Origin of the sequence: Bacillus cereus group sp. BcHK124, assembly GCF_027712065.1 — a bacterium.
GTDB lineage: Bacteria > Bacillota > Bacilli > Bacillales > Bacillaceae_G > Bacillus_A > Bacillus_A pacificus.
In genome coordinates this window covers 64,837-90,695 of sequence record NZ_JAQFPJ010000007.1, presented here as the reverse complement: position 1 = coordinate 90,695, position 25,859 = coordinate 64,837, and the positions used below count along the sequence as shown (strand labels likewise).

Below are 25,859 nucleotides of genomic sequence, written 5' to 3'. Positions count from 1 at the left end.
AACCTTTAAAACAATACGAATCATATGCTTTTTATGTGTAGAATACATAACATAGTCATTTCAATATATTAGTTGCAAAATCATATTTTTATTACATACGAAGCGCAATGTTACCAAATTGTTCTCCTTGTTCCATACGAGTTAACGCCGCAATGGCTTCTTCTAACGAATATATTTTATCAATAATTGGTTTAATTTTATGTTTCTCTATAAACTGAATCATTTCATTAAATTCCTCACGGCTCCCCATAGATGTTCCCATTATATCGATTTGATTATAAAATAATGCTCGTAATGGTAATTCAATTTTATCTCCTGAGCTTGCACCAAAATTAACAATTCTCCCATTTGGTTTTAATACATCAAAGTATTTTAAGAATGTTGCTGGTCCTATACTATCGATGATTAAATCTACTTTCTCTCCGTGTAAACTCTCTTCCCAATTTCCAGAACTATTAAAAGAAAAGTCTGCGCCATATGTTTCTGCAAAGTTCCTTTTGTTCTCAACTCTTGAAGTAACACTGACTTTTGCGCCAATTGCTTTCGCAAATAACATGGCAAACGTCGCTACACCGCCGCCTATTCCTGGAATTAAAACATGTTCTCCACACTTTAATCTACCCTTTGTAAAAAGCGCTCTATATGCAGTTAATGCCGATAAAGATAATACGCCAGACTCTTCCCAAGTAAGATATGACGGTTTTGCCACTACATTTTCAGCTGGCACAATGATATATTCAGCAAACGTTCCGTCTTTCGGTCCACCTAACACCTCTGGTAACTCTGGTACTTCGGCAATATGATCCCATCCAATGCTAGGATTTATAATAACCTCGCTTTGTAATAAAGTACCTGAAACACCTTCTCCAATTTCCGTAACAATACCAGCACCATCTGATCCTAAAACTAATGGTAATTGCATTTCTTTTCTATTATTCATTATAAATAAATCTCGATGATTTAAACCTGCTGATTTTAATTTCACTTTCACTTCTCCAGCATCAGGTGTTATCTCAGGTAATACTTTATATTCTACCCCTTCAAATCCAGCTTTATATTGATGTACGATAGCTTTCACTTTTATTCCCCCTTCATATTTCTAATGTACTAGAAAGTTCGAAATAAACAAAATAATTTGACCGTAAAAAAGAAGGAATGCACAAAACATCCCTTCTTTTTGAATTATTAAAGTGAAACGGTAGGCAGTGTAATCGTAACGATTGTTCCTTCGGCTTCTTTACTCTCTATTTGAATCGTTCCTTTGTATTTCTCTACAAGTCGTTTTGCAATAGACAAACCTAGACCGTTTCCACCTTGTTTTCGACTTCTTGCTTTGTCCACACGATAAAAGCGGTTAAGAACAAAAGGTAAATCATCTTCGGGTATTCCTGCTCCATGATCTATGATACGAATTTTAACTTTTCCTGCTTGTACACTAGATTCAATACATATATATTGATTATCTTCCTTTGTATACTTCACTGCGTTATCCATTACGATAATAATAATTTGTTCTAAGTAAGATGATGGTATTGAGACATACGCTGCATCTCCATCCAGTTTCATTTCAAATTGAAATTCAGTTTGAAGTACGCCAAAGTTTTGTGTAACTTGTTTTAATATACTATTTACATGGACTGGCTCAGTTGCGATTGGATGCATCTGTTCTGATTCGGCTCTTGATAATTCTAACAATTCTAAAACTAACTTATTTAAACGATCGACTTCCTTTAAACTGGATTGAAGCGATTTATCTAAAACTGCTGGATCATTTTTTCCCCACCGATTTAACATCGATAAGTGTCCTTGGATAATTGTTAATGGCGTTCTCAGCTCATGAGATGCATCTTCTACAAACTGTTTCTGTTGTGTAAAAGAAGTTTCTACTTCATCCATCATTTCGTTAAAAAGAAACGATAATTTTGCAAGTTCATCATTATTTTCACGTACTGGAACCCGTTCATTTAGCCCATTTTTCTTAATACGCTTCATCGTATTCGTTATATTTTGAATACTCGACAATAGCTTTTTCGTGATTAGTACCCCACCTAAAAAACTAAGGATTAATCCACATATTCCGGCAATAATCATTACCACTAAAATAATTTTTAATAAATGATCAAAAGCCTCTAAGTTTTTCGTAAGTTCAATCGTGCCAGTGAACTCTTTTGTTTGAATTGGTATACGTTTAACTAATATGCGATCTTCTACATGTCTTTTTATAAATAATTCATCTTGTAAAACTTGTTTTGGCTTTATCCATGTCTCATTAAAATCTCGCGAAACAGTAACAATTGGTTTTCCATCCATGCCGATAACACGAATCATTTGATGTTTATCAATCATATTATTTAAGAAATCTTTACTGTTTTCAAACGTTTTACTCGAAAGGGTATCATTTTTATCTTGGAAGTAGGCTGCTATTTCTGTCACTTGTCTATTTATTTGTTTCTGTTCATAGTCTATAGTCCACTTATTAATTACAATAAACTGCAGAGCGCTATATAAAATGAATAAAATAAATACTAGAGTAGTGGACCAAAGTGTTAATTTCCACTTTATAGGTAGATTTCGAATTCGATGCACAATATTTTTAATCATTTCATTATATATCCAGCACCGCGGACCGTTTGGATATATTCCTCCTTATCTACACTATGTAACTTGTTACGTAAATAACGAACGTATACATCAACGATATTCGTCTCAACCATTGCATCATATCCCCATACTTGATCCAATAAAACATCACGGGTAAGTACTCTATTAATATTTTTCATAAACATAAGCAAGAGTTCAAATTCTTTATTTGTAAGTTCGATTTCTTCATTTCCTTTTGTAATCGTTCGCGATTCAATCTGGAGCTGTAAATCTTTGAACGTAAGAGATGAAACATGCTTGTTTTCTATATGTTCTTCCCGTCTAAATATAACCCTCATACGTGCCAACAGCTCTTCAATTGCAAATGGTTTCGGAAGATAATCATCGGCTCCGCTATCTAATCCTGTCACGCGATCCATAATACTATCGCGTGCAGTTAGCATAATAATTGGTGTATTTTTAGTTGCCCTTAATCTACGACACACTTCTAGTCCATTTAACCCAGGCAGCATTAAATCAAGTAAAATAAGATCATAATTTGTTTCAAGCGCGGCCTCTAATCCCTTCCTTCCATCAAACTGAATGTCTACCTTATATCCTTCATACTTTAATTCTAATTCTAAAAAATCAACTAAACTTTCCTCATCCTCAATAATTAATATGCGTTGCAACAGTAATTCCTCCTATACAGTTAAATGAATGAGTACTCCTATCCCAAATATAATTGCAATGATTTGATGTGCTTTTCTATACAATATCAAGTTTGTTTTTTTATTATGTTTCTGTAAGAGAAATCCAACGATTCCTAGTATGATTAAAATGAAAAGAGAGAATATACCACTATAAAATATAAGCAAATGCCGACTTCCTTTTAATAAAAAATAAATGCCGTGAGTAATTGATACAGCTAATACAGTATATCCAATTAATACGTGAAACTTTTTAATAAAAAGATATACATCCTTCATCAATTTAAATCCAATGATATTTTTCTTTTTTAAAAATAACCATATATGACGTAAAATCCATAACGATGCAGCTAAAATTGCCCCGTATTCACCGAAAGAACCTAATTTCTTATTTAACCATTTCATATTTAATACGTTGCCGTATATTACATTAATAAATAACAATGCTATACTACAAAAAATAATAGTAATGCCTATAATTTTAACATACAAATGAATATATTTATTTCTTAGTACCTTCTCCAATTCATTCAAGCTCCTTCCTTATAAACCTTCTGTAACAAGCAGAATATCAAATAAAAAAGAAAGGAACATGAGAGAAAGATTAAAATAAAATGAGAATTTAAAGATCACTTGAATTTTCTAGTGATTATTTTTAGCTAATTTTATTATTTTTTGAATAAACGGTTCTTTTGCGTTTGTGTATGAAGCACGATCAAAAGGATATGTAGCAGCAAGTTTCTCTTTTAATTCTCTATATTCTTTTTGTACCCATTTATGTTCTCTAAGAAAATCACGAAATAAAATGTTATTCTGCCACTCCTCACTATTATAAATATAAACATGTAAATGGTGGGTGCCTGCCCTCCATTTGCCCTTTCTAAAAAAACGCCAATTAGGGGTTTCTTTTGGAACATACTCATATCCAATTTTTAATAGGGCTTCAATCCACGTTTCTGTAACTTTCAAATCAGTTACACCAATCATCATATCAATTAATGGTTTCGCACCTAATCCCTGTACAGACGTACTTCCTATATGTTCAATAGCAATACAATCTTCTCCGAATAAAGAAATAAATTTCTCCTTTTCTATTACATACTCTTCATACCATTCTTTTTCATACGGTTTAATAACGATTTGTTGTGCCATTTTATTCACCTTCTTATAATTAATTATTATTATATTTATAAAATTTCATGTGTTTAACATAGGATTTTCAAAAAATATGTCGAATACTGAAATATACAACTTTATTATAATAAATGCGAGGTATATTATGAAAGATTATCCAGTTGAAATTCAGTTGAATCAAGTTACATTCCGGTTAAAAGAGCATCATAATTTTGATTGGCTATTGAAATTAGGAAACGTATTTGCGGTTTTTGACCAGCAAGATTCAGGCAATCTATCTTTCGGTGTAGAAAAAGATGGGCGTAAGAAATTTATTAAATATGCAGGGGCACAAACACTTGCATATGAAGGAACAATGAAAGACGCTATTGAAAGATTAAAAAAATCAGCTTCCCTATACGAAGAATTAAAGCATGACTCGCTTATAAAACTAATTGAACATTATCCAGTTCACTCTGGATATGTACTAATTTTTGATTGGTTTGATGGTGAATGTCTTCATTCGCATTGGAGTTTCCCGCCTCCTGAAAAATATACTAATCCAAGCTCTCCATTTTATAAATTTAAGCATTTATCAGTTATGGAACGAATTCAATCATTACATTCCATTTTTTCTTTCCATACATTTGTCGAAAAGAACAACTATGTAGCAATAGATTTTTATGACGGTAGTATTTTATATAATTTTCAAACAAATGAGACAAAGATTTGTGATATTGATTTATATTCTAAAAAACCATATGTGAATAAAATGGGAAGATTATGGGGTTCCTCTCGTTTTATGTCTCCTGAAGAATTCGAGCTACATGCAATGATTGACGCAAGGACAAATGTATTTAATATGGGGGCAATGGCTTTTGCTCTCTTGGGCGGTGGAGAAGATCGCTCCTTTACAAAATGGGAAGCAAGTAAAGATTTATATGAAATAGCGTATCGTGCTGTAAATGAAAACAGAATTGAACGATATGCATCGGTTGAAGCATTTTATGAAGAATGGCTAAACGTGGCTAATGCTAAAAAGATATAAACTTATATTATTAAAAGCAAAAAGTTTCTACTATAATCATGTATAATATATTTGAAATGGAAATTCAAAATAACGGGGCAAATATTATGAACTTTGTTTATATTAATCAAAACGTATTAAATAATCTTCTTTACATTTTAAGTAGTATATTTATTTTTTATTTTATATATGATAGCGGGCGCAATTTAAAGAAATATAAAAAACTACTTATTATACTTTGTACGAGTATCCCTCTTATTTTATGTATGCGTTATCCTATCTATATGGATGAAAATTGTATTCATGATTTAAGACAAATACCAGTTATTATAGGTACGCTTTATGGCGGCTTCCCTGTTGGTATAATATTGCTTGCCATCTTATTAATTACAAGGTTTTCATTTTATGGATTTAGTATGTTAACAATATTAGTTTATGGCACAATGTTTATCATTACAGCGTTCGCATCCGCAAAATTTAATAAGTATAATAGAAAAGTTAAAGTAGCTTACGGAATGTTTTTAACATTTTTTCTAGCAATATTTACAACTGTAATTGTATTAACCTTATCAGATTTTGAAGTAAATAATTTATACATCATTTATTTCATAATATTACCAACTACTTTAATGTTATTTGTAATTTATTTTAATGAAGTTTTAAAAGATGCAGTATGTATGCGATCGAAGTTAATCAAAATGGAAAAAATGGAGATTGTTAGCCAGCTTGCTGCTAGTATATCGCACGAAGTAAGAAATCCATTAACTGTCGTAAAAGGATTTACTCAACTTTTAAAAACACCAAATTTAACTCCAGAATCAAGAGACGAGTATATTGAACATATACTTGAAGAGTTACATCGTGCCCAAGGAATTATTGATGATTATTTAACGTTTGCCAAACCTGCTTCAGAAAAATTAGATCATATTTCAGTAGAACAAGAGTTAAATCGAGTTATTAACATGATCTTACCTTTATGTAATATGAATACAATACATATTACAAAAGATTTCTCTACGGCAACAATTGTTGGTAATAAACAGCACTTTCAACAATGTTTTTTAAACTTAATAAAAAATGGTATTGAAGCAATGCCTAATGGTGGTACTTTAAATATCTCCTCATCTATTAGTAATAATAAGGTTATCATACGAATTGAGGATAGCGGAATTGGTATGTCACAAGAGCAAATAAATCGATTTGGTGAACCGTATTTTAGTACAAAAACGAAGGGTACAGGTTTAGGCACAATGGTTGCTGTTAAAATTATTGAAACGATGCAAGGTAATTTGAAAATCCGAAGCGTTATGAATAAAGGTACAACTTTGACAATTACATTACCGAAATATAATATGAACTCATCTAAAAACAAATAAAAAAGGAGCATAGTTGCTCCTTTTTTATTTGTTTCGATACATAAGTATCTTCTATGTTTTGTAAGTTTACATTTGTGGAGACTAATTAGAAATTAGTACCCTCCGCCCCAGCAGCTGCATCCAACGATAATTAACAAAATGAATAACACAACTAATAAAGCGAAACCTCCACCAAAACCACAAGAACCACCGTAACTCATATTTTCTCCTCCTTTTGGTTTGAAAACTAATAGGTAGTTGATCATTTTAACTGGTTCGTATTATACATTATGTAAATATCCCCTTTTTGAGCATGTCTATATAAAAATAAGTAAAGCACTCATTTGAGAGTGCTTTAAAATGGATACCAAAAGTTTTGAAATACATGTAACTTTAAATACACAGCAACAATTAAAATAAAAACACCTATAAATAAAGCAACAAAATCTCCTCTTTTCGCTTTATTTGTATAAAACCACGTACGTGTATCCTTCTTTCCAAACCCTCTTAAATCCATTGCATTTGAAACTATATCAATTCTATCTAGAGAATGAATAATTAAAGGCCAGAAAATTAAGACACGGTTTTTCATACGAATCCATAAACTTGCTTCTCCTTTTTCAAATGCTACTCCTCTCGCCTCTTGCGCATATTTAATAATTTGATATTCAGACTGAATATCAGGTATATAACGTAATGCAATATTTATCGCATAAGTAATCTTATAATGAATTCGAAATTTACTTAAGCTACTCACAAATCCGCTTGGATCAGTCGTATAAATAAAAATAAGTGTAAATGGTAATAACGTAAAATACTTTAATGAAAGTGTAGCTGCATAAAATAATGTTTCATAAGTAATTGTTGCATATCCAATATGTAGAAATGAAGTATATGATTCGGTTAATTCAGATCCATGGGTTGGTGTAATAAATAAGATCATAACAGAATTTAATAAACTAAATGTAAATATAACAGTAAAAACAATAAAAATTTTACGAAATGGAATTTTAGCAACCAGGAGTCCAATACATCCAATTATAAATACAAATAGCAATACGCGAAAATCAAAAAATAAAAAAGTAAGCGTCATACAAAAAATAAATAACAACAATTTCACTGCTCCATCCATACGGTGAAAATATGTACTATACACCTTCCGCCCTCCTCATAACATTAAAATAAAGTTCTATAAACCTTTCAGGATTTGCAATACCACTAAATTTAACGAGTTTGAATAAAGAACTCTCCCTTAAGTTCGCCCTTTGTAACGTTTCTAGATTTCCTAATACAGTAGACGCGGTATTATTCGCAATAATTTCTCCTTCATGTAGAACTATCGCCCTGTCTGCATATTCTAATGCAAGATTCATATCGTGTGTAATAAAAATAAAAGATATTCCCTTTGCAGCTAGTTCTCTAATAAATGTCATAAACTTTTTATAATGATAATAATCTTGTCCCGCTGTCGGCTCATCTAAAATGATAAGTTTCGGATTTGTTGTTAGTACAGATGCAATCGTTACTCTCTTTTTTTGTCCATAACTTAATGCCTGGATTGGCCAATTTCGAAATGGATACAAGCCACAAATTTTTAACGTTTCTTCCGCTCTAAGCTTAATTTCTTCCTTTGATACCTTTTTTAATTTTAATGTGAATGAAACCTCTTCTATAACAGTAGGCTGTGTAATCATATGATTTGGATTTTGCATGACATATGATATAATCTCTCCACGTTTACGAATAGACCAAGTATTGATATTTATTCCATTAAATAAAATCCTATCATTATTTGTTTTGTTTATACCTATCAAACTATGAGCGAGTGTTGATTTTCCGGCGCCATTATGACCTAAAAGTGCAACAATTCCCCCTTCTTTTATGGAGAAAGTTATATTGTCTAATACTTTTTGCTTATTAGAATAGGAGAAAGACAAATTTTCTACTTTCAATATTTCTTTGTTTTTAGGAGTATTTTCACAAAAAACTTGCTTCTCCATCCACTCATTTATTGCGCTACGAACACTTTCTATTTGAAGATTTTCAAGAGGGTATATTACCTCATTCTTACTATCAAACTGTAATCTCTTTAATGCTTCCATGTACATAGGTTCCCTTAAGCCAATAGAAGGTAATATATTTGAGGCCAAAATCTCTTCTGGTGTTCCTATCTCAACGATTTCCCCTTCATCCATTAAAATAATTTTATCTAAATCCAGATTTAACATTTCTTCTATTCGATGTTCAATAATTACAATTGTTTTATTATATTGTTTATGTATATCTTTAATAAGTTCTATTGTATGTAAGCTACTTACTGGATCTAAATTCGCTAAAGGTTCATCAAATAATAATATATCCGCATTTGTCGTTAGCAGACCTGCTAACGACACAGTTTGTTTTTGCCCTCCTGATAATTCATGTGGACTTTGTTTATGAAAATTATGCATCTTTACCTTTTTTAATGATTCCGAAACAATCTTTTTCATATCATCTTCATTTACGCATTCATTTTCTAAATAAAAAGCTACATCTTCCTCTACTGTAAGACCAATAAATTGTGCATCTTGATCTTGCAAAATTGTTCCAACCTGTTTACTCTGTTCAAAAATACTTCCTTTCCTCGGGTCTTTTCCGTCAATTAAAATAGTACCAGTACTAGTCCCTTCATAAGAAAATGGGATTAGCCCATTCATACAATGAGCTAATGTTGACTTCCCTGAACCACTTCGCCCAGCAATTAGCACTTTTTCCCCAGGATATATATGAAATGTAACGTTTTTAACAGTAGGCTGCGCTGCATGCTTATATTGAAAGTTGAATTGTTCAAAAGAAATAATTGGTTGCATGTTAACATCCCTACTTTTCAATTTTTAAATGTGTATGTTTCTTATTAGATTTAGCTAACCCTATTGTAATTGGCAATCCAAGAACTAAAAATACAATAACATCAGCAACTGTTGCACCTAATACTTGTATAACAATTTTGTCAAATGGTTCTCCCATCACGATAATATCGAATGCCCCAGCAAATATAATAGCAATGACAATACCAATTAAGCCAGTAATAGCTAAATAGGAAATATCCCCTTTATTATATGTCCCGTTTTTCACACTAAAGCCAACTCTTTTTTGAATGAGCCCCATTGCAAAGCCGATAATGCCTGAACTAAAAACCCAGCCCCACCAAATACCCCAGCCAGCAATTGTATCTGTTACGGTATGACCGATAAGTCCTATTAATAGTCCTGCCACTGGGCCAAATAACGCACCAAAAATGGTTAAAATAGCTAACGCAGGTTTAATAAATGTATTGGGTGCAATAGAAAATCCCCAAAGTCCTAATATCCCGTATAATGCTGCTCCAATTCCGATTGCCACTACTAATTTTGTTGATAATTTATTCATTACAATTCTCCCCTCTTAATAGTCAACTTTTATTACTCTATATTTATTTTGAAAATGAATTATGCATCGACACTCCCTTTCTATACAACAAAAAATGACCTCTTACATAAGAGGTCATTTTCTTTCACGTTCAAGAATCCTCTTATCTTCCAAAAAACACATCGTGTTCTCTGCGGAATTAGCACCTTCCTATAAATATATATAGGGGTTGCTGAGGTTTCATAGGGCCGTTCCCTCCACCTCTCTGGATAAGTATTAATTTGTAATTCGTATTATGGCATTAAAAAATATAAATTTCAACACTTTTCTAATTATTTTTATTTTTTGTCTAATAGTACATTTAAATCATTGTATTCTTATCGGAATTGTGAAATAATAAATTCAAAATAGTTACGGGAGGAATGTACGATGAAAGTAATCGGTTTAATTGGTGGACTAAGTTGGGAATCTACATCATTATACTATAAACATATTAATACACTTACACTCTCTCAATACGATCAAAATGCAAAGCTTGTTTTATATAGCATGGACTTTGGTGAAGTAACTACTTTATTACAAAATCACCAATATGAAGAAGTGAAAAACGAATTAGTCACCGTTGCAAAGAAGGTTGAAAAATCCGGAGCTGAATGTTTATTAATGTGTTCCAATACGGTCCATCTATTTGCTGAAGAAGTGGAAAGTGCAATATCCATTCCACTTCTTCACATAGGTGATGTAAGTGCTAAAGAAATGGTAGAACAGAATATAAAGCGTATCGGATTATTGGGTATGAAACAAACGATGGAACAAGACTTCTATAAATCACGATTAGCGAATTATAGCATTGAGACAATCATCCCCAATAAAGAGGAAAGAAATTTTATTCATCATGTTATTTTAAATGAATTAAGTAAAGGAATTATTTCAGAAACATCAAAAGAAAAGCTATTACAAATTACAAAGTCATTAATTCAAAATGGCGCAGAAGGTATACTACTAGGTTGCACCGAAATACCGTTGCTCATTTCCCAAAACGACCTTACTGTTCCTGTTTTTGATACTGCTTTTTTACATGCAAATACTGCTGTGCAGTTTGCGGGATAATCATATAAAAGCATAAAGGTGCGCCTCTATGCTTTTATATTACCCACACTATTTATTTAAAAGAGATGTAATCACTGTGATTGCTTCATTTGAACCACCACAATCTAAAAAACTATCTTTCAGTTTTCGTATTCCATGCTTATACTTTTCATTTGAAAGAACATCGGTTACCGCTTCTTTTAACGTTTGCACATTAACATTCTCTTTCAATAACCGATGCGCTGCTTCAAGCTCAGTTAATCTTTGTGCTATCATTGGCTGGTCTTTATCATGTGGAATGATGACAAATGGGACATTAAAATGAATAGCATCGTGTACACTGTTCATACCGCCATGTGTAATAAAAACATCTGCTTCACTTAATACTTCTGATTGAGGTACGTATGGAGCAATTATAAAATTGTTTGGCGCTTCCTTAATTTTAGAACGATCATTTCTATCGCCAATTGCCATTACAACTAATCCATTAAAATCTGAGAAAGCATCAATACATGCATTAAAGAATGGTTCGATCCCTTCAAGCAGTGTTCCCATTGAAATATAAATAACTTTCTTATCTTTAAGCGATTCAAGTGGAAATTCAACATTTATTTTACGCTTTGAAATACTTGGTCCAATAAAAATGTTATTTTCTCCGAACGAATCGCTATTAGGTTGGAAATAACGACTTGTGTACACAAGAGTAACATCTCCCTTATTATGCATAAATTGAAGATTATTTTTAGGCTTTACTCCAAATTCACGATCCATTTGATATAACAACTGTTCAGAAATTTCATCAGGTCGGAATGGTATTGCTGCATTAGGATGAAAAGGTAAAGTCTCTAAAAATTCAGTAGGAATTAAAAATATAGGAGAAGAAACTATGCCTGGAATTTGTAAATACTCCTTTACTAACTCTCCAGCACCAAATATATCATAAATTACGAAATCAAAATTTATGTTTTCACATAATTGTTTCACAATTTCTAATATATATAAAGAAGTTTGAACATGTACACGAAAGAAAGAATTCAGCCCATCTAGAGTTTCAGAATCAATAGAAATCTCCTTTAATAAATCTGGATGTGTATATACAATAGCTCCCAAATCTTCAATTCTGTCTTTAAATTGTTCTGTCGTAATATAATGTACGTGATCCCCCCGTTCAGTATAGGCTTTAACTAAACTTAATGTAGGATTTACATGTCCCTCTGCTGGAAAATTAACCACTAAAATATTTAGCACTTATTTCTCACTCCTTACATTTCAATTCACTTATTAAGCATACTGTAATTATTACCGTCAAACTTCCCCTAATAGTCCTAATATACTTGCTACTTTAGATTGATAAATAATTATCAGTTATTTAATTAAAAAAAGGCATCTACATATGTAGATGCCAAACCGTGATAAGGAGTGTTCTGTGAGGTTAGAATAAGCTTTTCAGCTTGTCCTATGCTATCAATATATGTTTTATTTTATAAAATGTGAATAATTGATAGAATAATTTTATCCTTCTTTCTCACCCATTTTGAATTAATTCTCAAATAAGACAACTCTATTTTTATAACATTTCATATGTTTTAATCTTCTTTAGAGCTATCTATTTTTACAGTTTCTCCAGTCAATCGCTTATTTTTCAATTCAAAATAAGCATCTAAAACTTCTTTTCCAATATCAGAGTTAATACCAGATTTGTCATTCATAACCCACGGCACAACTACGGAAAACGCTACTTCTGGATTATCATATGGCGCATATCCTGCTAACGTTAAGTTATAACATTCTCTTCTCTCGCCTTTTTCATTTCTTCCAATATCACTTTCTCCACCGTATACCGTCTGTGCTGTTCCTGTTTTACCTGCTGGTTTATAAGATGCTTTTTGGAACGCCCTTACTCCTGTTCCATCACCCTCTTGGAATACCTTTCTAAATCCTTCTTTTACTTGATTTATATATTCCTCTTTCATATCAATTTTATTTAAAACAATTGGTTCTACTGCATGCACCACTTTACCAATCTCATCTTTTTGCGACGTTTGCTCTCTTACCTCTTGTACAATTTGTGGCTTCATTCGATATCCACCGTTTGCAATTGTTGAAATATACTGTACGAGCTGAAGTGGTGTATACGTGTCATACTGACCAATTGAGTAATCTAATAAGAAACCCGGCTGATTATCTTTTTTACCAATTTGTCCAGCTGTTTCATTCGGTAGATCGATGCCCGTTGGAACACCTAATCCGAATTGTCTGAAATAGTACCTCATTTTATCAAAGTATTCCTGTTTAATATTTAATGAACTATTTTTCACATAATCCACGCCTGCAATTTTTAATGCTGTATGAAACATATAAACGTTTGAAGAGACTTGTAACGCTCTTAAATCATCAATGTTTCCAAACTCTTTCCAAGACTTCTTCTCCCTAGTACCTTTAAGCTTCATAGGTGCATCATAAAAATAAGTACCTGGTGTTATAGCTTTCGTTTCAAATCCAGTTAAAACTGTCGCACCTTTAACTGTTGATCCCAGCTCATATGAACTAGTCATTGTGCCTAATGCATAGTCTTCAACTTCTGTTTTCCCGTCTTTTTCTACAAGTCTTTTCCCAGCCATTGATAATACTTGTCCGTTTTTCGGATTCATCATTACAACGAAAGCACGGTCCAACATAGATTCAGATCCTTTATATGCCTTTAATATTTTTTCTATACTTTCTTCTACTTTTTTCTGTAATTCCATATCTATCGTTAAAGTTAAGTTCTTACCGCTCTTTCCCTCAGAAATTGTTTCCGTTCTAATTGTAGTACCTTGTTTATCTGCAACGCTTCTTACTTCTTTTTTTGTACCATGAAGTACATCTTCATATTGCTGCTCAATATAACTTTTTCCAACCCTATCATTTCGGCTATAATCTCGTACCAAGTAATAATCTAATTTTTCACTTGGTAATCCTTCATCGGAATTAGAAACATTTCCAAGAACAGATCGGAATAACCCATCATTTACATACGCTCTCTCCCAATCAACCGACACATCTACACCTGGGAGATTTGCTAAACCTTCACTAATTATAGTAAATTCCTTTTCACTAACATCTTTTTTAATAATTTGAGGAGCCATTTGATAACCAGAAGTCATCTTACTTTTAATAGCTAACACTTTAATATCTTTATCTGTTAAATCTTGAAGATCTTTATCTGTAACTCGTTTTCTTTTTAACTCTTCAATTTTTTTATCTAAATTTTTTCCGGTAATATCTTTATCTCTGAACTTATTTATTTCTTTTTTAGATACTAATTTTTCAGTTAGTTTCGGATTTAATTGCATCCAAAAATCTTTCTTATCCGTCTCAGTTAGCTTGTCTATATCTTCTTGTGGTATTTCAATTATGTCTGCAAGTTGTCTTGCTGTTTTTAATATTTCTTCTGATTTTACACCTTTCATCTTTGTATATGTAATTGTACGTAAAGACTTATTATCAACTACTGGATTCCCTTCTCGGTCAAATATTTTTCCCCGCGGCACAGAAAGGCTTACGGTTGCATTTTCTCTCTTCTCCACTTCATTTTTATACGTCTCACCATCGATAATTTGTACTTTACCTAATTGTATAATCATGGCAGAAAACAATATAAATACACATAAGAATAAAATGTTTAACCGCATCGGTACTGCTCTACCGCTTTTTTTCTCTTGTTTTTTCACCTTGTCATAATCTCCTCCTTACTGTATTTCTATTAATAATTGAATCTATATATTAAAAGTAATGCACATTTTCTATACATTACTTTGCACAAATACTAATATATTGATGAAAACTTAATAGAAATTAAAGCAAATCTAAAGAAAAGGTAAAGTTTTCTAAATTAAATACAAAAATACCCAATAACCAAAAGCTTAGCTTTTGGTTATTGGGTATTTAATAAATTTAAGAGTTAATAATTGGACGTATCGATTCAAATCTATCATCATAATTTGATAAAGGCTTTTTACTCTGAAATTTTGGCAAGTAAATCGTTACTGTTGTTCCGACGCCAACCTCACTCATAATACTTATATTCCCTTGATGACTTTCAATAATTTTATAACTTAACATCAACCCAATACCGGTACCTTTTTCTTTCGTACTATAAAAAGGTTCACCTAATCTTTTAATTCGTTCTTCAGGTATTCCTATTCCTTTATCAATTACATTAATAATGATACCATCTTTGCCTATTTCTTTTATGTGAATTGAAATTCTCCCACCATCTGGCATAGCTTCGATTGAATTTTGCAAAATGTTAATAAATACTTGTTTCAGTTGATTTTCTGAGCATTCAATGATTATATCTTTGGAATCTGCATATAATTCAACTTGAATATTTGTCATAATTGCTTTTGTATTTATTAACGAAACGACATTTTTAAATATTTGATAAAGATTTTTCTTTTCCGTGCTTAGTTCATCTGTTTTAGCAATCGATAAAAATTCTTGAAGAATCGCTTCTATTCTTTCAATTTCAGAAAGCATTAGATCAAAATATTTTTCTTGATCTTCTTTATTAATTTGAAATAGCTGTATAAAGCCTTTAATGACTGTTAATGGATTCCTAACTTCATGAGCAACACCAGCTGCTAATTGACCGATTGCTGCAAGTGTATCTGATTTATTTAGCAATTCTTCTGTCTTTTTCCGCTCTGTAATATCACGTACAATAATCATAATTTTATCATGCAATAACGGTAAACATCTAGCTTCGAAGAAATCGATACTTTCATTAATTGTAAGTGGATATTCCACAATTACATTTGTCCCTTTTTCTTTCACTTGACAAATTGCTTCTTGAAATTTTTTTGCTACTGTAGATGGTAATACTTCGTAAAACTTTTTTCCCATAAAAGCTTCTGCGGGTACGTAAAATTTTGTAGGGGATCCTGCTTTATAATCAATAATTGTTCCATCATCTTCCGTTAAGAAACATAAATCTGGTAAAGCCTGAAAAATTAATTCTAATTCAGACGTTTGTTGTTTTAATTTCTCTTCTATTGCTTTTAAATGTGTAATATCCACACCAACAGCCCAATAACTAAATCCACGTACAGGAAACTGTTCTGATATATTGGACCACATTATCGTTTTAATTTCACCATTTTTACAAGTTAAACGCATTTCCCAGTCTCTAAAGTTCTTTCCACGAGTCAAAAATTTCTTTTGTATCTCGTGACGATAATCATGATCCGGATACAGTAATCGAAGTGCGTTTGGATTTCCAATTACCTCTTCCGCAGTATAGCCTGTCACAATTTCACATTCGCGATTCCACAAAACAAAATCTCCATTATAATCAAGTGCATCAACCATAACAGGCATGTTTTGTAAGATTGTATGTAGTTCCTCCTCTTTTCGAGTAAGTAACGTCGTATTTTTATTTTGAAATCCTTTCATTACTCCATCTATAATTAAATTTGAAAGCATTTCAAAGTATTTTTGGCAATTGAAAATTTCGCTTTTCTGAGACCATACAACAAAAGATCCTAAATATTGATTGTATAAAAAAATGGGGATTTCAAGTTTGGGAAGTTTACATATTTTCTTTTCATTTATTCCAAATGAAAATATACATTCTTTTTCAGCATCAAGAAGTTGATGTGATATGTTGGTTAATTGATAAAATTGTTCTGCCATGGTTTCTATTGTACTCACATCAATAAGTTCCATTAGCCGCGCATTCATTCCTTTTTCACCTCAATATGTAAAATTCATACAAATTTTAAATTCATACTTCTCCATTATACGAAGAATGTGCCTGTAGGTATATAGCTGAAGAATAATTATTCGAACAAATTTTATTTTTCAATTAAAAACAAAAAATATATCCGTGCAAATTGAAACTCTAATTAGTAAGTTTTTTCATCACCGATTAATTATTAGCTGTGCCAATCATGATCTTTTATGTTGCACAAACTCTCCTTAGCTCCTTACATTTGTTAAGTTTTGACATGAATTCATACGCATTAGTTGTATTATAAAAATGCATTAAATATAAAGTTCATAAAATTTTCACAATTACTATGAAAAATATAAACATTTATTCCAATATATTCTATATAATAAAATGTAATAAGGCTTCTATGAATCTCATAGAATACCTTACCCCTAATAAAAAGAAAAAAAGAATCTATTTATTTTATTAAAAGGACAGATGATTAGTAAGTCCTATAATAAACAAGGGATTCAATAAAATGTTACACATTTTATTAAGGAAAGTACATCACTATTGAATAGTGGTGTATTTTTCTTTTAAAAGACCTCTACATGACCTCATTTACTACTACAACATTTGAGTTTTATCATAAATAATTTTATTGTAAAGTGACGAAAAAGTTGCTTGATTTACAATAAAGTCGTTTAAAAAATAATAAAGTTGCTAAAAAAATGAGAGTCATTTTAAGCTATATGTGATAAAATATACAAATCAAATTTAGGAGGAGTTATTTATGAAGTGCAATAAATATAATTGGGTACATTTAAAGAGGGAAAGCGTATCAATGACCCTATAAACTACGTCTACCCTCATTATTTATTGGAGGGTTAAATGTGAATACATCTCATTCACAGTCAAATTCACGTCATAATCAAGTTTTATTATGGCTTTGTGTTCTTTCTTTTTTCAGCGTTTTAAATGAAATGGTTTTAAATGTTTCATTACCTGATATTGCTAGCGATTTTAATAAGGAACCAGCAAGTGTAAACTGGGTAAACACAGCGTTCATATTAACTTTTTCCATAGGAACAGCTATATATGGAAAGCTATCGGATCAGCTAGGCATCAAAAAGCTACTCCTATTTGGAATTATAGTGAACTGCATCGGATCAGTTATCGGATTTGTTGGGCATTCGTTCTTTTCTGTAATTATTTTGGCTCGGCTTATCCAGGGCGCGGGTGCAGCTGCATTTCCAGCACTTGTGATGGTTGTTGTGGCGCGCTATATCCCAAAAGAAGATAGGGGTAAAGCATTTGGACTTATTGGGTCCATTGTAGCAATGGGAGAAGGTGTAGGACCATTTATTGGTGGAGTGATTGCTGAATATATCCATTGGTCTTATTTACTGCTTTTACCACTTGTGACGATTATCACTGTTCCATTCCTTGCAAAATTAATGAAACAGGAAGACGTAATAAAAGGCTCTTTTGATACTGTAGGGATAATATTCATGTCCGTAGGTATTGTATTTTTTATGATGTTTACGACATCTTATAGAATTTCCTTTCTAATCGTTAGCATTATATGTTTCCTGATATTTGTTAAACATATTAGGAAAGTATCTAATCCTTTTGTTGATCCTGCGCTAGGAAGAAATGTCCCATTTATGATTGGAATCATTTGTGGAGGACTTATATTTGGAACTGTAGCAGGATTTCTTTCTATGGTTCCTTATATGATGAAAGATGTGTATCAATTAAGTACTGCTGCAATTGGAAGTGGGATTATTTTCCCTGGTGCAATGAGTGTTATTGTTTTTGGTTATATTGGTGGAGTTCTTGTTGATAAGAAAGGCTCTTTATTTGTGTTAACAACTGGAGTTGCATTTCTTTCTATCAGCTTTTTAGTAGCTGCCCTTTTTATAGAAACAACACCATGGCTCATGACAAGTATATTAATTTTTGTTTTTGGAGGGCTTTCTTTTACGAAAACAGTTATCTCCACCATTGTTTCAAGTAGTTTGGAACAAAAGGAAGCTGGTGCTGGAATGAGTTTGCTTAATTTTACAAGCTTTTTATCAGAAGGAATGGGTATTGCAATTGTAGGTGGATTATTATCGATAGGTTTGCTAGATCGAAAATTGTTACCTATAAATGCTGATCCATCCACTCATTTGTACAGTAATATGCTATTTCTTTTTGCGGGGATCATCGTCATTAGCTGGTTGGTTACTATGAATATGTATAAGCGTTCAAGAAGAAATAGCTGAACTTGACTGGGCCGCTATTGTTGAATAAAACTTAGATTTTCAAATGACTTTATCGTTATTTTTTTTAGTGTAGTGAAATATCTTACATCAAAAATTAAACAACTTTAAGTATAACCCCGTCCTAAATTTAGAACGGGGTTATATTTATTTGAGCTTTTAAAATTTAATAACTTTATTGTTATTTTACATTTATACAATGAAAAAAATTCCGAGAAGTTATTCTTCATTAAATAACTAATTATTTAAACATTTCAAAATGACCTGTAACCCACTTTTGATGATTACGAGCAAGGTATTGTTCCGTCTGAATAAGTTTATCTACAAGTTCTTCTTTAGATAATTTCATATATTTACTTCTTACTTTTAAAATATTGCGACTAGGTGAAATGTTTCTTATAGTCGATTCATCAAATGTGGTTTGTGGTGCAGTCTTTTTCTTGTTTTGTTTTATTTTAAAAGTCTTACTATATTGTTTGTAATAAGAATACAGTTCCTCATTTCTTTTTATTGTATTAGAATGGATACCTTTTCCTGTTACATCAAGTTCTTTTGATTTCTCATGAATGTTTTTGTATGTTACAGGAATTCCATTTGAAATGAGAGTATCAATTGTCAACATACCTAATTGAATAGAACGATTTTTTCTTTGTTCGTGAACAGACCTCAACCAAGAACGACTACCAGAAGGTGTTAGATTTGATAACTGGTTCATATCTCTGTTCCTCTCTATATTTTTTGATTAAATCAATTTCTTTTAATTCAATTTTAGCTTGTTTCCGCATTTCTTTTGCTTTTCTTACTTCAATTTCGAGCCCAATTTTTTTGAAACGTTTTTCCATGTCCTCTGCAACCTTAATAGCTTCTAATAGTTCATGTTCTTGTTCTGGTTGTGGGATTTTTGCTTTGCACCCTAAACATGCCATCTTCGTCGGACATACATAATCTGTCACACAAGTGCCGCCTAAAACGTTATTAAAAACTCCAACTTTTTCACTATACTCTGTAAGTTCTTTTTGAAGTTCTACTGGACTTCGTAGTAAAGCATCATCTATGTCAATATAGCTAGAAATTACATCTTGAAGTTCACCGACCGATTCAGCAATTTGACTTGGAGTTGGAGCCGAATAGTATTCAGTTACCACTAAGTCTCGTTGATGCAGAATTTTCGCCAAAATATCAATAGGCATCTTTTGACGTTGTACAGCTTCTGTTGCAAATGCATGCCGTAACAAATGTGTTTTTACAATTACAGGAGAGCCCTCTTGTGTTTCAAATCTTAACCCGTGTAGTAGAAATCGAATACAGGCATACACTGCATGAATCTTAAAAGCTTTATGATTATATTGAAAATAATAAGGCTTTTCTCCTGGAAACAAGTGCTTTCTATCATGACGATATTCAACACTGGGAATTTTTCCTCCATAATGATCCTTTAGCATTCGTGAAACAGTTTGGATAATTTGCATTGTTTGTTTACTCACATAAAATTCTTCTACAATATCTCTTCCTTTTGGAATCGCATAAAATGAATAATGAAGTTTTTCTTTTACCAATTTAGTTTGTATACATTCTTTCGTGTTGCTAATTTGTAATAGTTCATTTATTCTTGCTCCTGTTGTTGTAAGAATATCTATCGCCAATAAACCAAATGTACATCCAGCATAAAAAGGTTCTACATCAAAAAAAACACCTTTTACATTATTCCTATAACGACCTAAAAAAGCAGAAAAACTAATTATATCTTTATGACCACTAGCAAACGGAGGGGATTTACTTTCAGAATTCTTATCCATATACCCCCACAATTTTAGAAAGTCTTGTTTTTGTTTTATTTCTTCTTTGTTGGCCCTTTGAAATAAATTTCCTAGAACATCATTTTCAATTAAATCAGTAAACCATAATCCATCTACTTCGTCATCTTCATCTAAAGGTTCAGATTTTACAAATTCTAAAAAGTGGTGATTATTATTTTTCGAATAGGTTGATTTACGTTCTTGTGCTTGTTTAACTACTGTTTTGGGGAAGTATTCTTCGTGGTGTAATACAAATGACTGCTTATCCCATAAACGAAAATAAAAACGTTCTCCAATTCGTGTCGGTTCTTCGTAATGAAATTCCAGTGGAAGAGATAAGTTTTGTTCCTCAACACGTTCTATTGTTTTTTGAAAACTTTCCCTTATACGTTTTATTTGATTCCAGCGGAAATGGGCTTCCGATCGGATTTTGGGTAGAAAAGGAACTATAGCATCTGTTTCATCTTTCCGACTATTTTGTGCCTGTTCCGTCGCTAATTTTTCAAATAGAAAATCATTTGAGTTAAATAAAGGTATAGGAAAAAGAAATTGCTCAAAATATTCTTGTTGTTCGATTGATAATTTATGAGTTAACCACTTTTTCATTTGAGAGGAAAGTGCTCTATAATTTTTAAAAAAACTCATTCTCATAGAATTGGAATGTTCGGGATAAATTGTTCCTTTAAAATATTTATACAAATGTTCCATAACATCAAATTCTGACATCGTATTCAAGTTAAATGCTAAAAAAATATCTTGGAATCTTGGATTAGCATTTATTAATGTATTTCTAATTGTATGCGAATCTAGATTTTTATCCGCACTAGTAAGTATCCCTAATAAGAGATGATTTGCCCAAGGTTTATTAACACAAGCACTCAAGAAATACTTTAAGTTTCTTTCATCTAATTTATCTAAAAGAAAAATACCTCTTGAGTCTTTTAAGTGAAGAATTTTTCCGTCCACTTTTTCCTTTAACTTATCATACCATTCATTATTTGGTACATCTCTAATTATTGTTGACATACTTACTCCAACCCTTCTAACAGTTCTTGTAAATCATGATCTATTTCTTTTTGGACTTCAATTGTTGTATGTTGGAATTCGATGTTTTTCTTCATTTTTTTACTTTGTTCATATTCGATTTCATTTTTTTGCATATTTTCAAACATTTGGTCATGTGATTCTCGATGTTTTTCCTCATCGAAATAATGCTCATACACTCTAATGGTATCTGGATTTTTCCATTTCATATACTTAATAAGTTCATTCTTTCGTTGGTGGATTTCGGAATCATATTTAGAAATGTTATGAATCTCTCTAAGTCTAGTTGTGACAAACCAATGCCTTGCTTTATGTGGATTCAACTTAATATCGCCATTTGTCATTGCTTTGTTCCAATGATAGTACCAAGCATGATACGTTAAAGGTGTACCAAACTCTGAAAGGAATATAGGAGCTTCATCAGATAGTTGTTCATAATTAAAATGGTTTATATCATATTTCATTCTTTCGGTATTAATATATTGAAAAAGGCGTTTTACAGTGTCTTTGCTAAATCGAAGAAACTTTACCTTTCTTCCATAGCTACCTTTACTGAATGTAATGACTTCTTGATGACTTTTTCTTGAACGATAATCTCCAATTGTTAATTCAATGATTTCAGAAGCCCTAGCTCCAGTTTCAAAAAGCATTCGTGATATAACCGTTTCTCTTTGAGACCAATTTATATTTTTCCCCGCTTGATAGACTTGAAAGGGTAAGTGGGGATCGTCAATAATCTTAGGTTGCCATTCATCATTGATAATTTTGAAATAAGAATCCGTTAATCTACGATGTTCTAAAGGTTCTTCTGTTCCGCTAATAGCGGGCATGCGTGGTTTGTCCTTTCTAACACCTTCAACATGACTACGATAGTCATTGAGAATTGCTTCGGAATCTATTAATGGATTAGGATGATTATACTCGTCTAAACGAATAAGCGATTTATAGAATGATTTAATCGCAGATAAAAAAAGATTTACGGTATTGGGGCTTTTGTTTGTTAGATTAACAAAGCAAAAACTATCCTTTTCACGAACTCTACATTCCATTTCGCTTTTTAAATAATCTTCAATGGCTATTCGTATAATTTCTGGTGAATCATCCCATTTCACATGTCTTTCTTGATAGTTGCTATGCTGTTCTAACCAATAAAAAAAAGGTAACAGACATTGTAAATAAGATAAAGCTGAACTTTTCGATATTCTTCCTATACTATCTTGGTAAAAGTCCGTTAAAGGCAAAAATGGTTCATTATTACTATTAAAAACTAGCAATTCATATCGACTCTCAACATCCTTCGGACAATATGCATAATAATATCCTTGGCCCATTGTGCAAATCACCTTCCAGCAACTTTAAATAAAATTAATCTTCTAACCAGTTGTAGAGTGCAATCTTTGATTGGTATGTGTTTTCTGCTTTGTTTTGCATCGCATCGTAGTCTTGCTGTGTAAGATCAGATAAGTGTTTGTTTTGTTTTTTAGGTATTTTAACGAGAAGAGTAGTTGGACTCCAATTTTCACGAATCGCTTTTTTAATAAATCCATCAGGGTTTTTCACTTTTGTAGTAGACTGCTGCATAATAAGTAGTATTTCTAAAGTACGTTTAATTCCAACAATAGATAAGACTGAATGAATTTCTTTCGTAGGTGAGGTAAGTGTAACAGCTTCGTATGCTAATTTTATTAGCGTAGCTTCTTCATTTTCAAATGACTTTATGTGGGATTCTTGATGGGGTTCTTCTTTTGTGGGAACGATCTCTGTAATATGAAGCAAATCACTTTCAAGTATCCGCCATCCTTCTTTATCACTATTGCGATATGAATTAGGCAGCTTACCAGAACGTATCCACCTTTTAATCGTTTCTTCATGCTTCCCTATGAGGGAGGACACTTCTTTGACTGTGTATATTTTCATAAACACACCTCATTAAAAGTTTTTGTTTCCAGAATATTCTATTTTAATTATACAAAAATTGAATGCTGTAGTAAATCTATTTTTTTGTTGTGGTAGCAAATGAGGTCATAAAGAGGTCTTCTAAAAGAAAAATACACCACTAGAAATTAGTGATGTATTTCCGTTAATAAAATGTGCAACATTTTATTAACATAAAGGCTTATAAAAGCTTTGTGTGTTAGAACCTACTTTAATATTACATAGTAGATTCTTTTTTTCTTTTTATATTACATTACATATTTATATAAAGCATGTGCAACACCATGTTCTTCATTAGTCAAAGTTTCATATTGACACATCGCTTTTATTTCTTCGACTGCGTTCCCCATTGCAATTGATAGGTTTGCTTTTTCCATCATAGATACATCGTTTAGCCCATCACCTATCGCTACAGTATTTTCAACTGGAATATTTAAATGTTCCGCTAAAGTATATAGTCCATTTCCTTTTTGAGCGTCTCGATGATTAATCTCTAAATTATGCCAATATGAAGATGTAATTGCTAAATCAGTATTATGCAGAAACGTTTCTTTTAACTTTTTTAATTTTTCCATGTCATAAGAAAATGGTAAAAGCTTATGCACATGTATATCTGTTTCTACAATTGGTTTACAACTTTCTGCACTAAGAAATGCTGTATGTTCAAGGTATAATGCTGCGATCGTTTCCAACTCTTTCAAATCGATATTTTCATTTGAATGTTTCACATAATCGATTTCATTGCGTACACTCTCTACTCCATATTCCGGTACGTACACACCTTTATTAGTATAAAGCTGATAATATAATCCGTTTTCTTCAAGATAATTCACAATCTCGAGTGCCTGCATATTTTGAATTGGATATCTCTTCATCATTTTTTTATCATTATATATAAGCGCACCATTTTCGGCAATAATTGGACACTCCAAATTAACTTCTAACAACAATCGTTCAATATCGAAGATAGAACGACCTGTACAAATTGCTACAACATGACCAGCTTCCTGACATTTTCGAATTGCTTCTGCATTCTCGTTACTAATCATTTTGTTCCCCGAAAGAAGAGTTCCATCTAAATCAATTGCGATTAATTTCATTATTTCTTCACCACTTTCTATATATACACGCACTCATATGAAATGAAAGGTATCGTTTTCATACCGCTCTCGTAAAGCACTCTTTATTTATAATTTATGAAAAGCGTTTCAGGTCAAGAAATAATTATAAATAAAATCCAAAGCAAGGGCTTTGGACTTTAAACTATGAATTATAATGAATATATTTTGTCTCACATGTGTATACATTCTTTTCTTTAGTTGGAACGTATACTTTAAACTTTTCTAAACGTTTTCCGTAAACATGAATTGTGACAACGCTTTCATTGCCATCTATTTCAAGAATGTGACAATCAGCTGGTGGAATGACTTTATCTGTTTCTCCTTCTCCCAAATAAAGATTTCCTGTATGAGTTAAATAAACAAGTGAATTTTCAAGCTGCTTAGTTTGTATAAAGTTCTGCACCATTATTCTCCCTGTAAATACACCTTCTACTCCCCATGTGCCATCATGATCATGCAAAGGAGTCGATTGTCCATCTTTCCATACAAGAGCTAATACTTCAAAACGATTTAAAGGATCTTCATATAATAAGTGTCGTGCATATTGAGCCGAATTCGCCTTCTGTTTTTCTAACGGAAGCCATGTTTTCTTTTCTAAAAGTTCTTCTAATAATTTTTCAATCCCACAAACCATTTGATCTTCTAACAAATTACTATTTATTAAATCCGTTACAGCTTTAATAAATGTTTGGAACGTCTTACTTCCATTACACGTTAACATAAGCATCCTCCTCTACTCT

At 31.8% G+C, this 25,859-nt stretch carries 23 protein-coding genes and 1 riboswitch; of the genes, 5 read left to right on the top strand and 18 right to left on the bottom strand.

The window, feature by feature from the left end; genetic code table 11:
- Positions 1 to 91: 91 nt before the first annotated feature.
- The 5 genes from PDK19_RS13490 to PDK19_RS13470 all read right to left on the bottom strand — a co-directional run bounded on the left by PDK19_RS13490 (position 92) and on the right by PDK19_RS13470 (position 4,442).
- Positions 92 to 1,078 carry a zinc-binding dehydrogenase gene (locus PDK19_RS13490; RefSeq protein WP_049113531.1) on the bottom strand — a complete coding sequence of 329 codons (987 nt, stop codon included), beginning with the start codon at positions 1,076 to 1,078 and terminating at the stop codon, positions 92 to 94.
- 107 nt (positions 1,079 to 1,185) lie between these two features.
- Positions 1,186 to 2,601: a HAMP domain-containing sensor histidine kinase gene (locus tag PDK19_RS13485; protein ID WP_000594491.1), complete on the bottom strand. Its 1,416-nt coding sequence runs from the start codon at positions 2,599 to 2,601 to the stop codon at positions 1,186 to 1,188.
- On the bottom strand, positions 2,598 to 3,272 hold the full coding sequence (locus PDK19_RS13480) for a response regulator transcription factor (RefSeq protein ID WP_088106763.1): 675 nt from the start codon (positions 3,270 to 3,272) through the stop codon (positions 2,598 to 2,600). The genes PDK19_RS13485 and PDK19_RS13480 overlap by 4 nt, the downstream gene beginning before the upstream one ends.
- A 12-nt stretch (positions 3,273 to 3,284) precedes the next feature.
- Positions 3,285 to 3,815, bottom strand: a complete 531-nt coding sequence (locus PDK19_RS13475; protein ID WP_014893680.1) for a hypothetical protein — start codon at positions 3,813 to 3,815, stop codon at positions 3,285 to 3,287.
- A 117-nt stretch (positions 3,816 to 3,932) separates the two neighbouring features.
- Positions 3,933 to 4,442, bottom strand: a complete 510-nt coding sequence (locus PDK19_RS13470) for a GrpB family protein (protein WP_014893681.1) — start codon at positions 4,440 to 4,442, stop codon at positions 3,933 to 3,935.
- A gap of 127 nt (positions 4,443 to 4,569) precedes the next feature.
- On the opposite strand from PDK19_RS13470, the gene PDK19_RS13465 reads away from it, so the two are divergent.
- Both PDK19_RS13465 and PDK19_RS13460 read left to right on the top strand, forming a co-directional pair.
- Positions 4,570 to 5,451, top strand: a complete 882-nt coding sequence (locus tag PDK19_RS13465; protein WP_088106764.1) for a serine/threonine protein kinase — start codon at positions 4,570 to 4,572, stop codon at positions 5,449 to 5,451.
- Positions 5,452 to 5,537: 86 nt separating this feature from the next.
- Positions 5,538 to 6,806 carry a sensor histidine kinase gene (locus PDK19_RS13460; protein WP_001012272.1) on the top strand — a complete coding sequence of 423 codons (1,269 nt, stop codon included), beginning with the start codon at positions 5,538 to 5,540 and terminating at the stop codon, positions 6,804 to 6,806.
- A gap of 92 nt (positions 6,807 to 6,898) precedes the next feature.
- Here PDK19_RS13460 and PDK19_RS13455 read toward each other — a convergent pair whose 3' ends face one another.
- The 4 genes from PDK19_RS13455 to PDK19_RS13440 form a co-directional block, all read right to left on the bottom strand.
- Positions 6,899 to 7,006, bottom strand: coding sequence for a YjcZ family sporulation protein (locus tag PDK19_RS13455; RefSeq protein ID WP_000120182.1), 108 nt, complete (start codon positions 7,004 to 7,006; stop codon positions 6,899 to 6,901).
- Positions 7,007 to 7,140: 134 nt separating this feature from the next.
- Positions 7,141 to 7,941: an energy-coupling factor transporter transmembrane component T family protein gene (locus PDK19_RS13450; RefSeq protein ID WP_000287574.1), complete on the bottom strand. Its 801-nt coding sequence runs from the start codon at positions 7,939 to 7,941 to the stop codon at positions 7,141 to 7,143.
- The gene (locus tag PDK19_RS13445) at positions 7,934 to 9,634 is read right to left on the bottom strand and encodes an ABC transporter ATP-binding protein (protein WP_270707303.1); all 1,701 of its coding nucleotides are present in this window, start codon (positions 9,632 to 9,634) and stop codon (positions 7,934 to 7,936) included. Before PDK19_RS13445 ends, PDK19_RS13450 begins: the two co-directional genes overlap by 8 nt.
- Before the next feature lie 10 nt (positions 9,635 to 9,644).
- A complete protein-coding gene (locus PDK19_RS13440) occupies positions 9,645 to 10,193 on the bottom strand; it encodes an ECF-type riboflavin transporter substrate-binding protein (RefSeq protein WP_049112470.1) in 549 nt (182 codons plus the stop codon).
- 139 nt (positions 10,194 to 10,332) lie between these two features.
- Positions 10,333 to 10,448, bottom strand: a riboswitch (SAM riboswitch).
- A 153-nt stretch (positions 10,449 to 10,601) separates the two neighbouring features.
- Between PDK19_RS13440 and PDK19_RS13435 the strand changes: the two genes are divergently transcribed.
- Entirely contained in the window at positions 10,602 to 11,282 is a 681-nt protein-coding gene (locus PDK19_RS13435; protein ID WP_270707301.1) for an aspartate/glutamate racemase family protein, read from the top strand.
- A gap of 48 nt (positions 11,283 to 11,330) precedes the next feature.
- Here the strand turns inward: PDK19_RS13435 and PDK19_RS13430 are convergent, their stop codons facing one another.
- The 3 genes from PDK19_RS13430 to PDK19_RS13420 all read right to left on the bottom strand — a co-directional run bounded on the left by PDK19_RS13430 (position 11,331) and on the right by PDK19_RS13420 (position 16,985).
- Complete coding sequence (locus PDK19_RS13430; RefSeq protein WP_000932169.1) at positions 11,331 to 12,509, bottom strand: macrolide family glycosyltransferase; 1,179 nt, start codon at positions 12,507 to 12,509, stop codon at positions 11,331 to 11,333.
- Positions 12,510 to 12,847: 338 nt separating this feature from the next.
- Positions 12,848 to 14,974, bottom strand: a complete 2,127-nt coding sequence (locus PDK19_RS13425) for a peptidoglycan D,D-transpeptidase FtsI family protein (protein WP_270707300.1) — start codon at positions 14,972 to 14,974, stop codon at positions 12,848 to 12,850.
- Between the two features lie 223 nt (positions 14,975 to 15,197).
- Positions 15,198 to 16,985 (bottom strand): PAS domain-containing sensor histidine kinase, encoded by a 1,788-nt coding sequence (locus PDK19_RS13420; RefSeq protein ID WP_074615744.1) that lies wholly within the window; start codon positions 16,983 to 16,985, stop codon positions 15,198 to 15,200.
- A 764-nt stretch (positions 16,986 to 17,749) separates the two neighbouring features.
- Between PDK19_RS13420 and PDK19_RS27415 the strand changes: the two genes are divergently transcribed.
- The gene (locus PDK19_RS27415) at positions 17,750 to 17,812 is read left to right on the top strand and encodes a tetracycline resistance efflux system leader peptide (RefSeq protein WP_106081929.1); all 63 of its coding nucleotides are present in this window, start codon (positions 17,750 to 17,752) and stop codon (positions 17,810 to 17,812) included.
- Positions 17,813 to 17,849: 37 nt separating this feature from the next.
- Positions 17,850 to 19,226, top strand: a complete 1,377-nt coding sequence (gene tet / locus PDK19_RS13415; RefSeq protein ID WP_001097891.1) for a Tet(L)/Tet(K)/Tet(45) family tetracycline efflux MFS transporter — start codon at positions 17,850 to 17,852, stop codon at positions 19,224 to 19,226.
- A 238-nt stretch (positions 19,227 to 19,464) separates the two neighbouring features.
- Here the strand turns inward: tet and PDK19_RS13410 are convergent, their stop codons facing one another.
- The 6 genes from PDK19_RS13410 to PDK19_RS13385 all read right to left on the bottom strand — a co-directional run bounded on the left by PDK19_RS13410 (position 19,465) and on the right by PDK19_RS13385 (position 25,840).
- Positions 19,465 to 19,938, bottom strand: coding sequence for a hypothetical protein (locus tag PDK19_RS13410; RefSeq protein ID WP_001072817.1), 474 nt, complete (start codon positions 19,936 to 19,938; stop codon positions 19,465 to 19,467).
- A complete protein-coding gene (locus tag PDK19_RS13405; protein WP_000104012.1) occupies positions 19,904 to 22,045 on the bottom strand; it encodes a site-specific integrase in 2,142 nt (713 codons plus the stop codon). Before PDK19_RS13405 ends, PDK19_RS13410 begins: the two co-directional genes overlap by 35 nt.
- Before the next feature lie 2 nt (positions 22,046 to 22,047).
- Positions 22,048 to 23,394: a tyrosine-type recombinase/integrase gene (locus PDK19_RS13400; protein WP_000529730.1), complete on the bottom strand. Its 1,347-nt coding sequence runs from the start codon at positions 23,392 to 23,394 to the stop codon at positions 22,048 to 22,050.
- A gap of 34 nt (positions 23,395 to 23,428) precedes the next feature.
- Complete coding sequence (locus tag PDK19_RS13395; protein ID WP_000708737.1) at positions 23,429 to 23,980, bottom strand: helix-turn-helix domain-containing protein; 552 nt, start codon at positions 23,978 to 23,980, stop codon at positions 23,429 to 23,431.
- A gap of 266 nt (positions 23,981 to 24,246) precedes the next feature.
- Positions 24,247 to 25,098 carry a Cof-type HAD-IIB family hydrolase gene (locus PDK19_RS13390; protein WP_208735789.1) on the bottom strand — a complete coding sequence of 284 codons (852 nt, stop codon included), beginning with the start codon at positions 25,096 to 25,098 and terminating at the stop codon, positions 24,247 to 24,249.
- A 163-nt stretch (positions 25,099 to 25,261) separates the two neighbouring features.
- Entirely contained in the window at positions 25,262 to 25,840 is a 579-nt protein-coding gene (locus tag PDK19_RS13385; protein WP_000954458.1) for a cysteine dioxygenase family protein, read from the bottom strand.
- Positions 25,841 to 25,859: the final 19 nt, after the last annotated feature.

Bases quoted from the DNA above. Each gene is read 5' to 3' on its own strand.
- PDK19_RS13485 (WP_000594491.1), bottom strand. From the start codon at position 2,601: ATGATTAAAAATATTGTGCATCGAATTCGAAATCTACCTATAAAGTGG.
- PDK19_RS13470 (WP_014893681.1), bottom strand. From the start codon at position 4,442: ATGGCACAACAAATCGTTATTAAACCGTATGAAAAAGAATGGTATGAA.
- PDK19_RS13465 (WP_088106764.1), top strand. From the start codon at position 4,570: ATGAAAGATTATCCAGTTGAAATTCAGTTGAATCAAGTTACATTCCGG.
- PDK19_RS13460 (WP_001012272.1), top strand. From the start codon at position 5,538: ATGAACTTTGTTTATATTAATCAAAACGTATTAAATAATCTTCTTTAC.
- PDK19_RS13455 (WP_000120182.1), bottom strand. From the start codon at position 7,006: ATGAGTTACGGTGGTTCTTGTGGTTTTGGTGGAGGTTTCGCTTTATTA.
- PDK19_RS13445 (WP_270707303.1), bottom strand. From the start codon at position 9,634: ATGCAACCAATTATTTCTTTTGAACAATTCAACTTTCAATATAAGCAT.
- PDK19_RS13440 (WP_049112470.1), bottom strand. From the start codon at position 10,193: ATGAATAAATTATCAACAAAATTAGTAGTGGCAATCGGAATTGGAGCA.
- PDK19_RS13435 (WP_270707301.1), top strand. From the start codon at position 10,602: ATGAAAGTAATCGGTTTAATTGGTGGACTAAGTTGGGAATCTACATCA.
- PDK19_RS13420 (WP_074615744.1), bottom strand. From the start codon at position 16,985: ATGAATGCGCGGCTAATGGAACTTATTGATGTGAGTACAATAGAAACC.
- PDK19_RS13410 (WP_001072817.1), bottom strand. From the start codon at position 19,938: ATGAACCAGTTATCAAATCTAACACCTTCTGGTAGTCGTTCTTGGTTG.
- PDK19_RS13405 (WP_000104012.1), bottom strand. From the start codon at position 22,045: ATGTCAACAATAATTAGAGATGTACCAAATAATGAATGGTATGATAAG.
- PDK19_RS13400 (WP_000529730.1), bottom strand. From the start codon at position 23,394: ATGGGCCAAGGATATTATTATGCATATTGTCCGAAGGATGTTGAGAGT.
- PDK19_RS13395 (WP_000708737.1), bottom strand. From the start codon at position 23,980: ATGAAAATATACACAGTCAAAGAAGTGTCCTCCCTCATAGGGAAGCAT.
- PDK19_RS13390 (WP_208735789.1), bottom strand. From the start codon at position 25,098: ATGAAATTAATCGCAATTGATTTAGATGGAACTCTTCTTTCGGGGAAC.
- PDK19_RS13385 (WP_000954458.1), bottom strand. From the start codon at position 25,840: ATGTTAACGTGTAATGGAAGTAAGACGTTCCAAACATTTATTAAAGCT.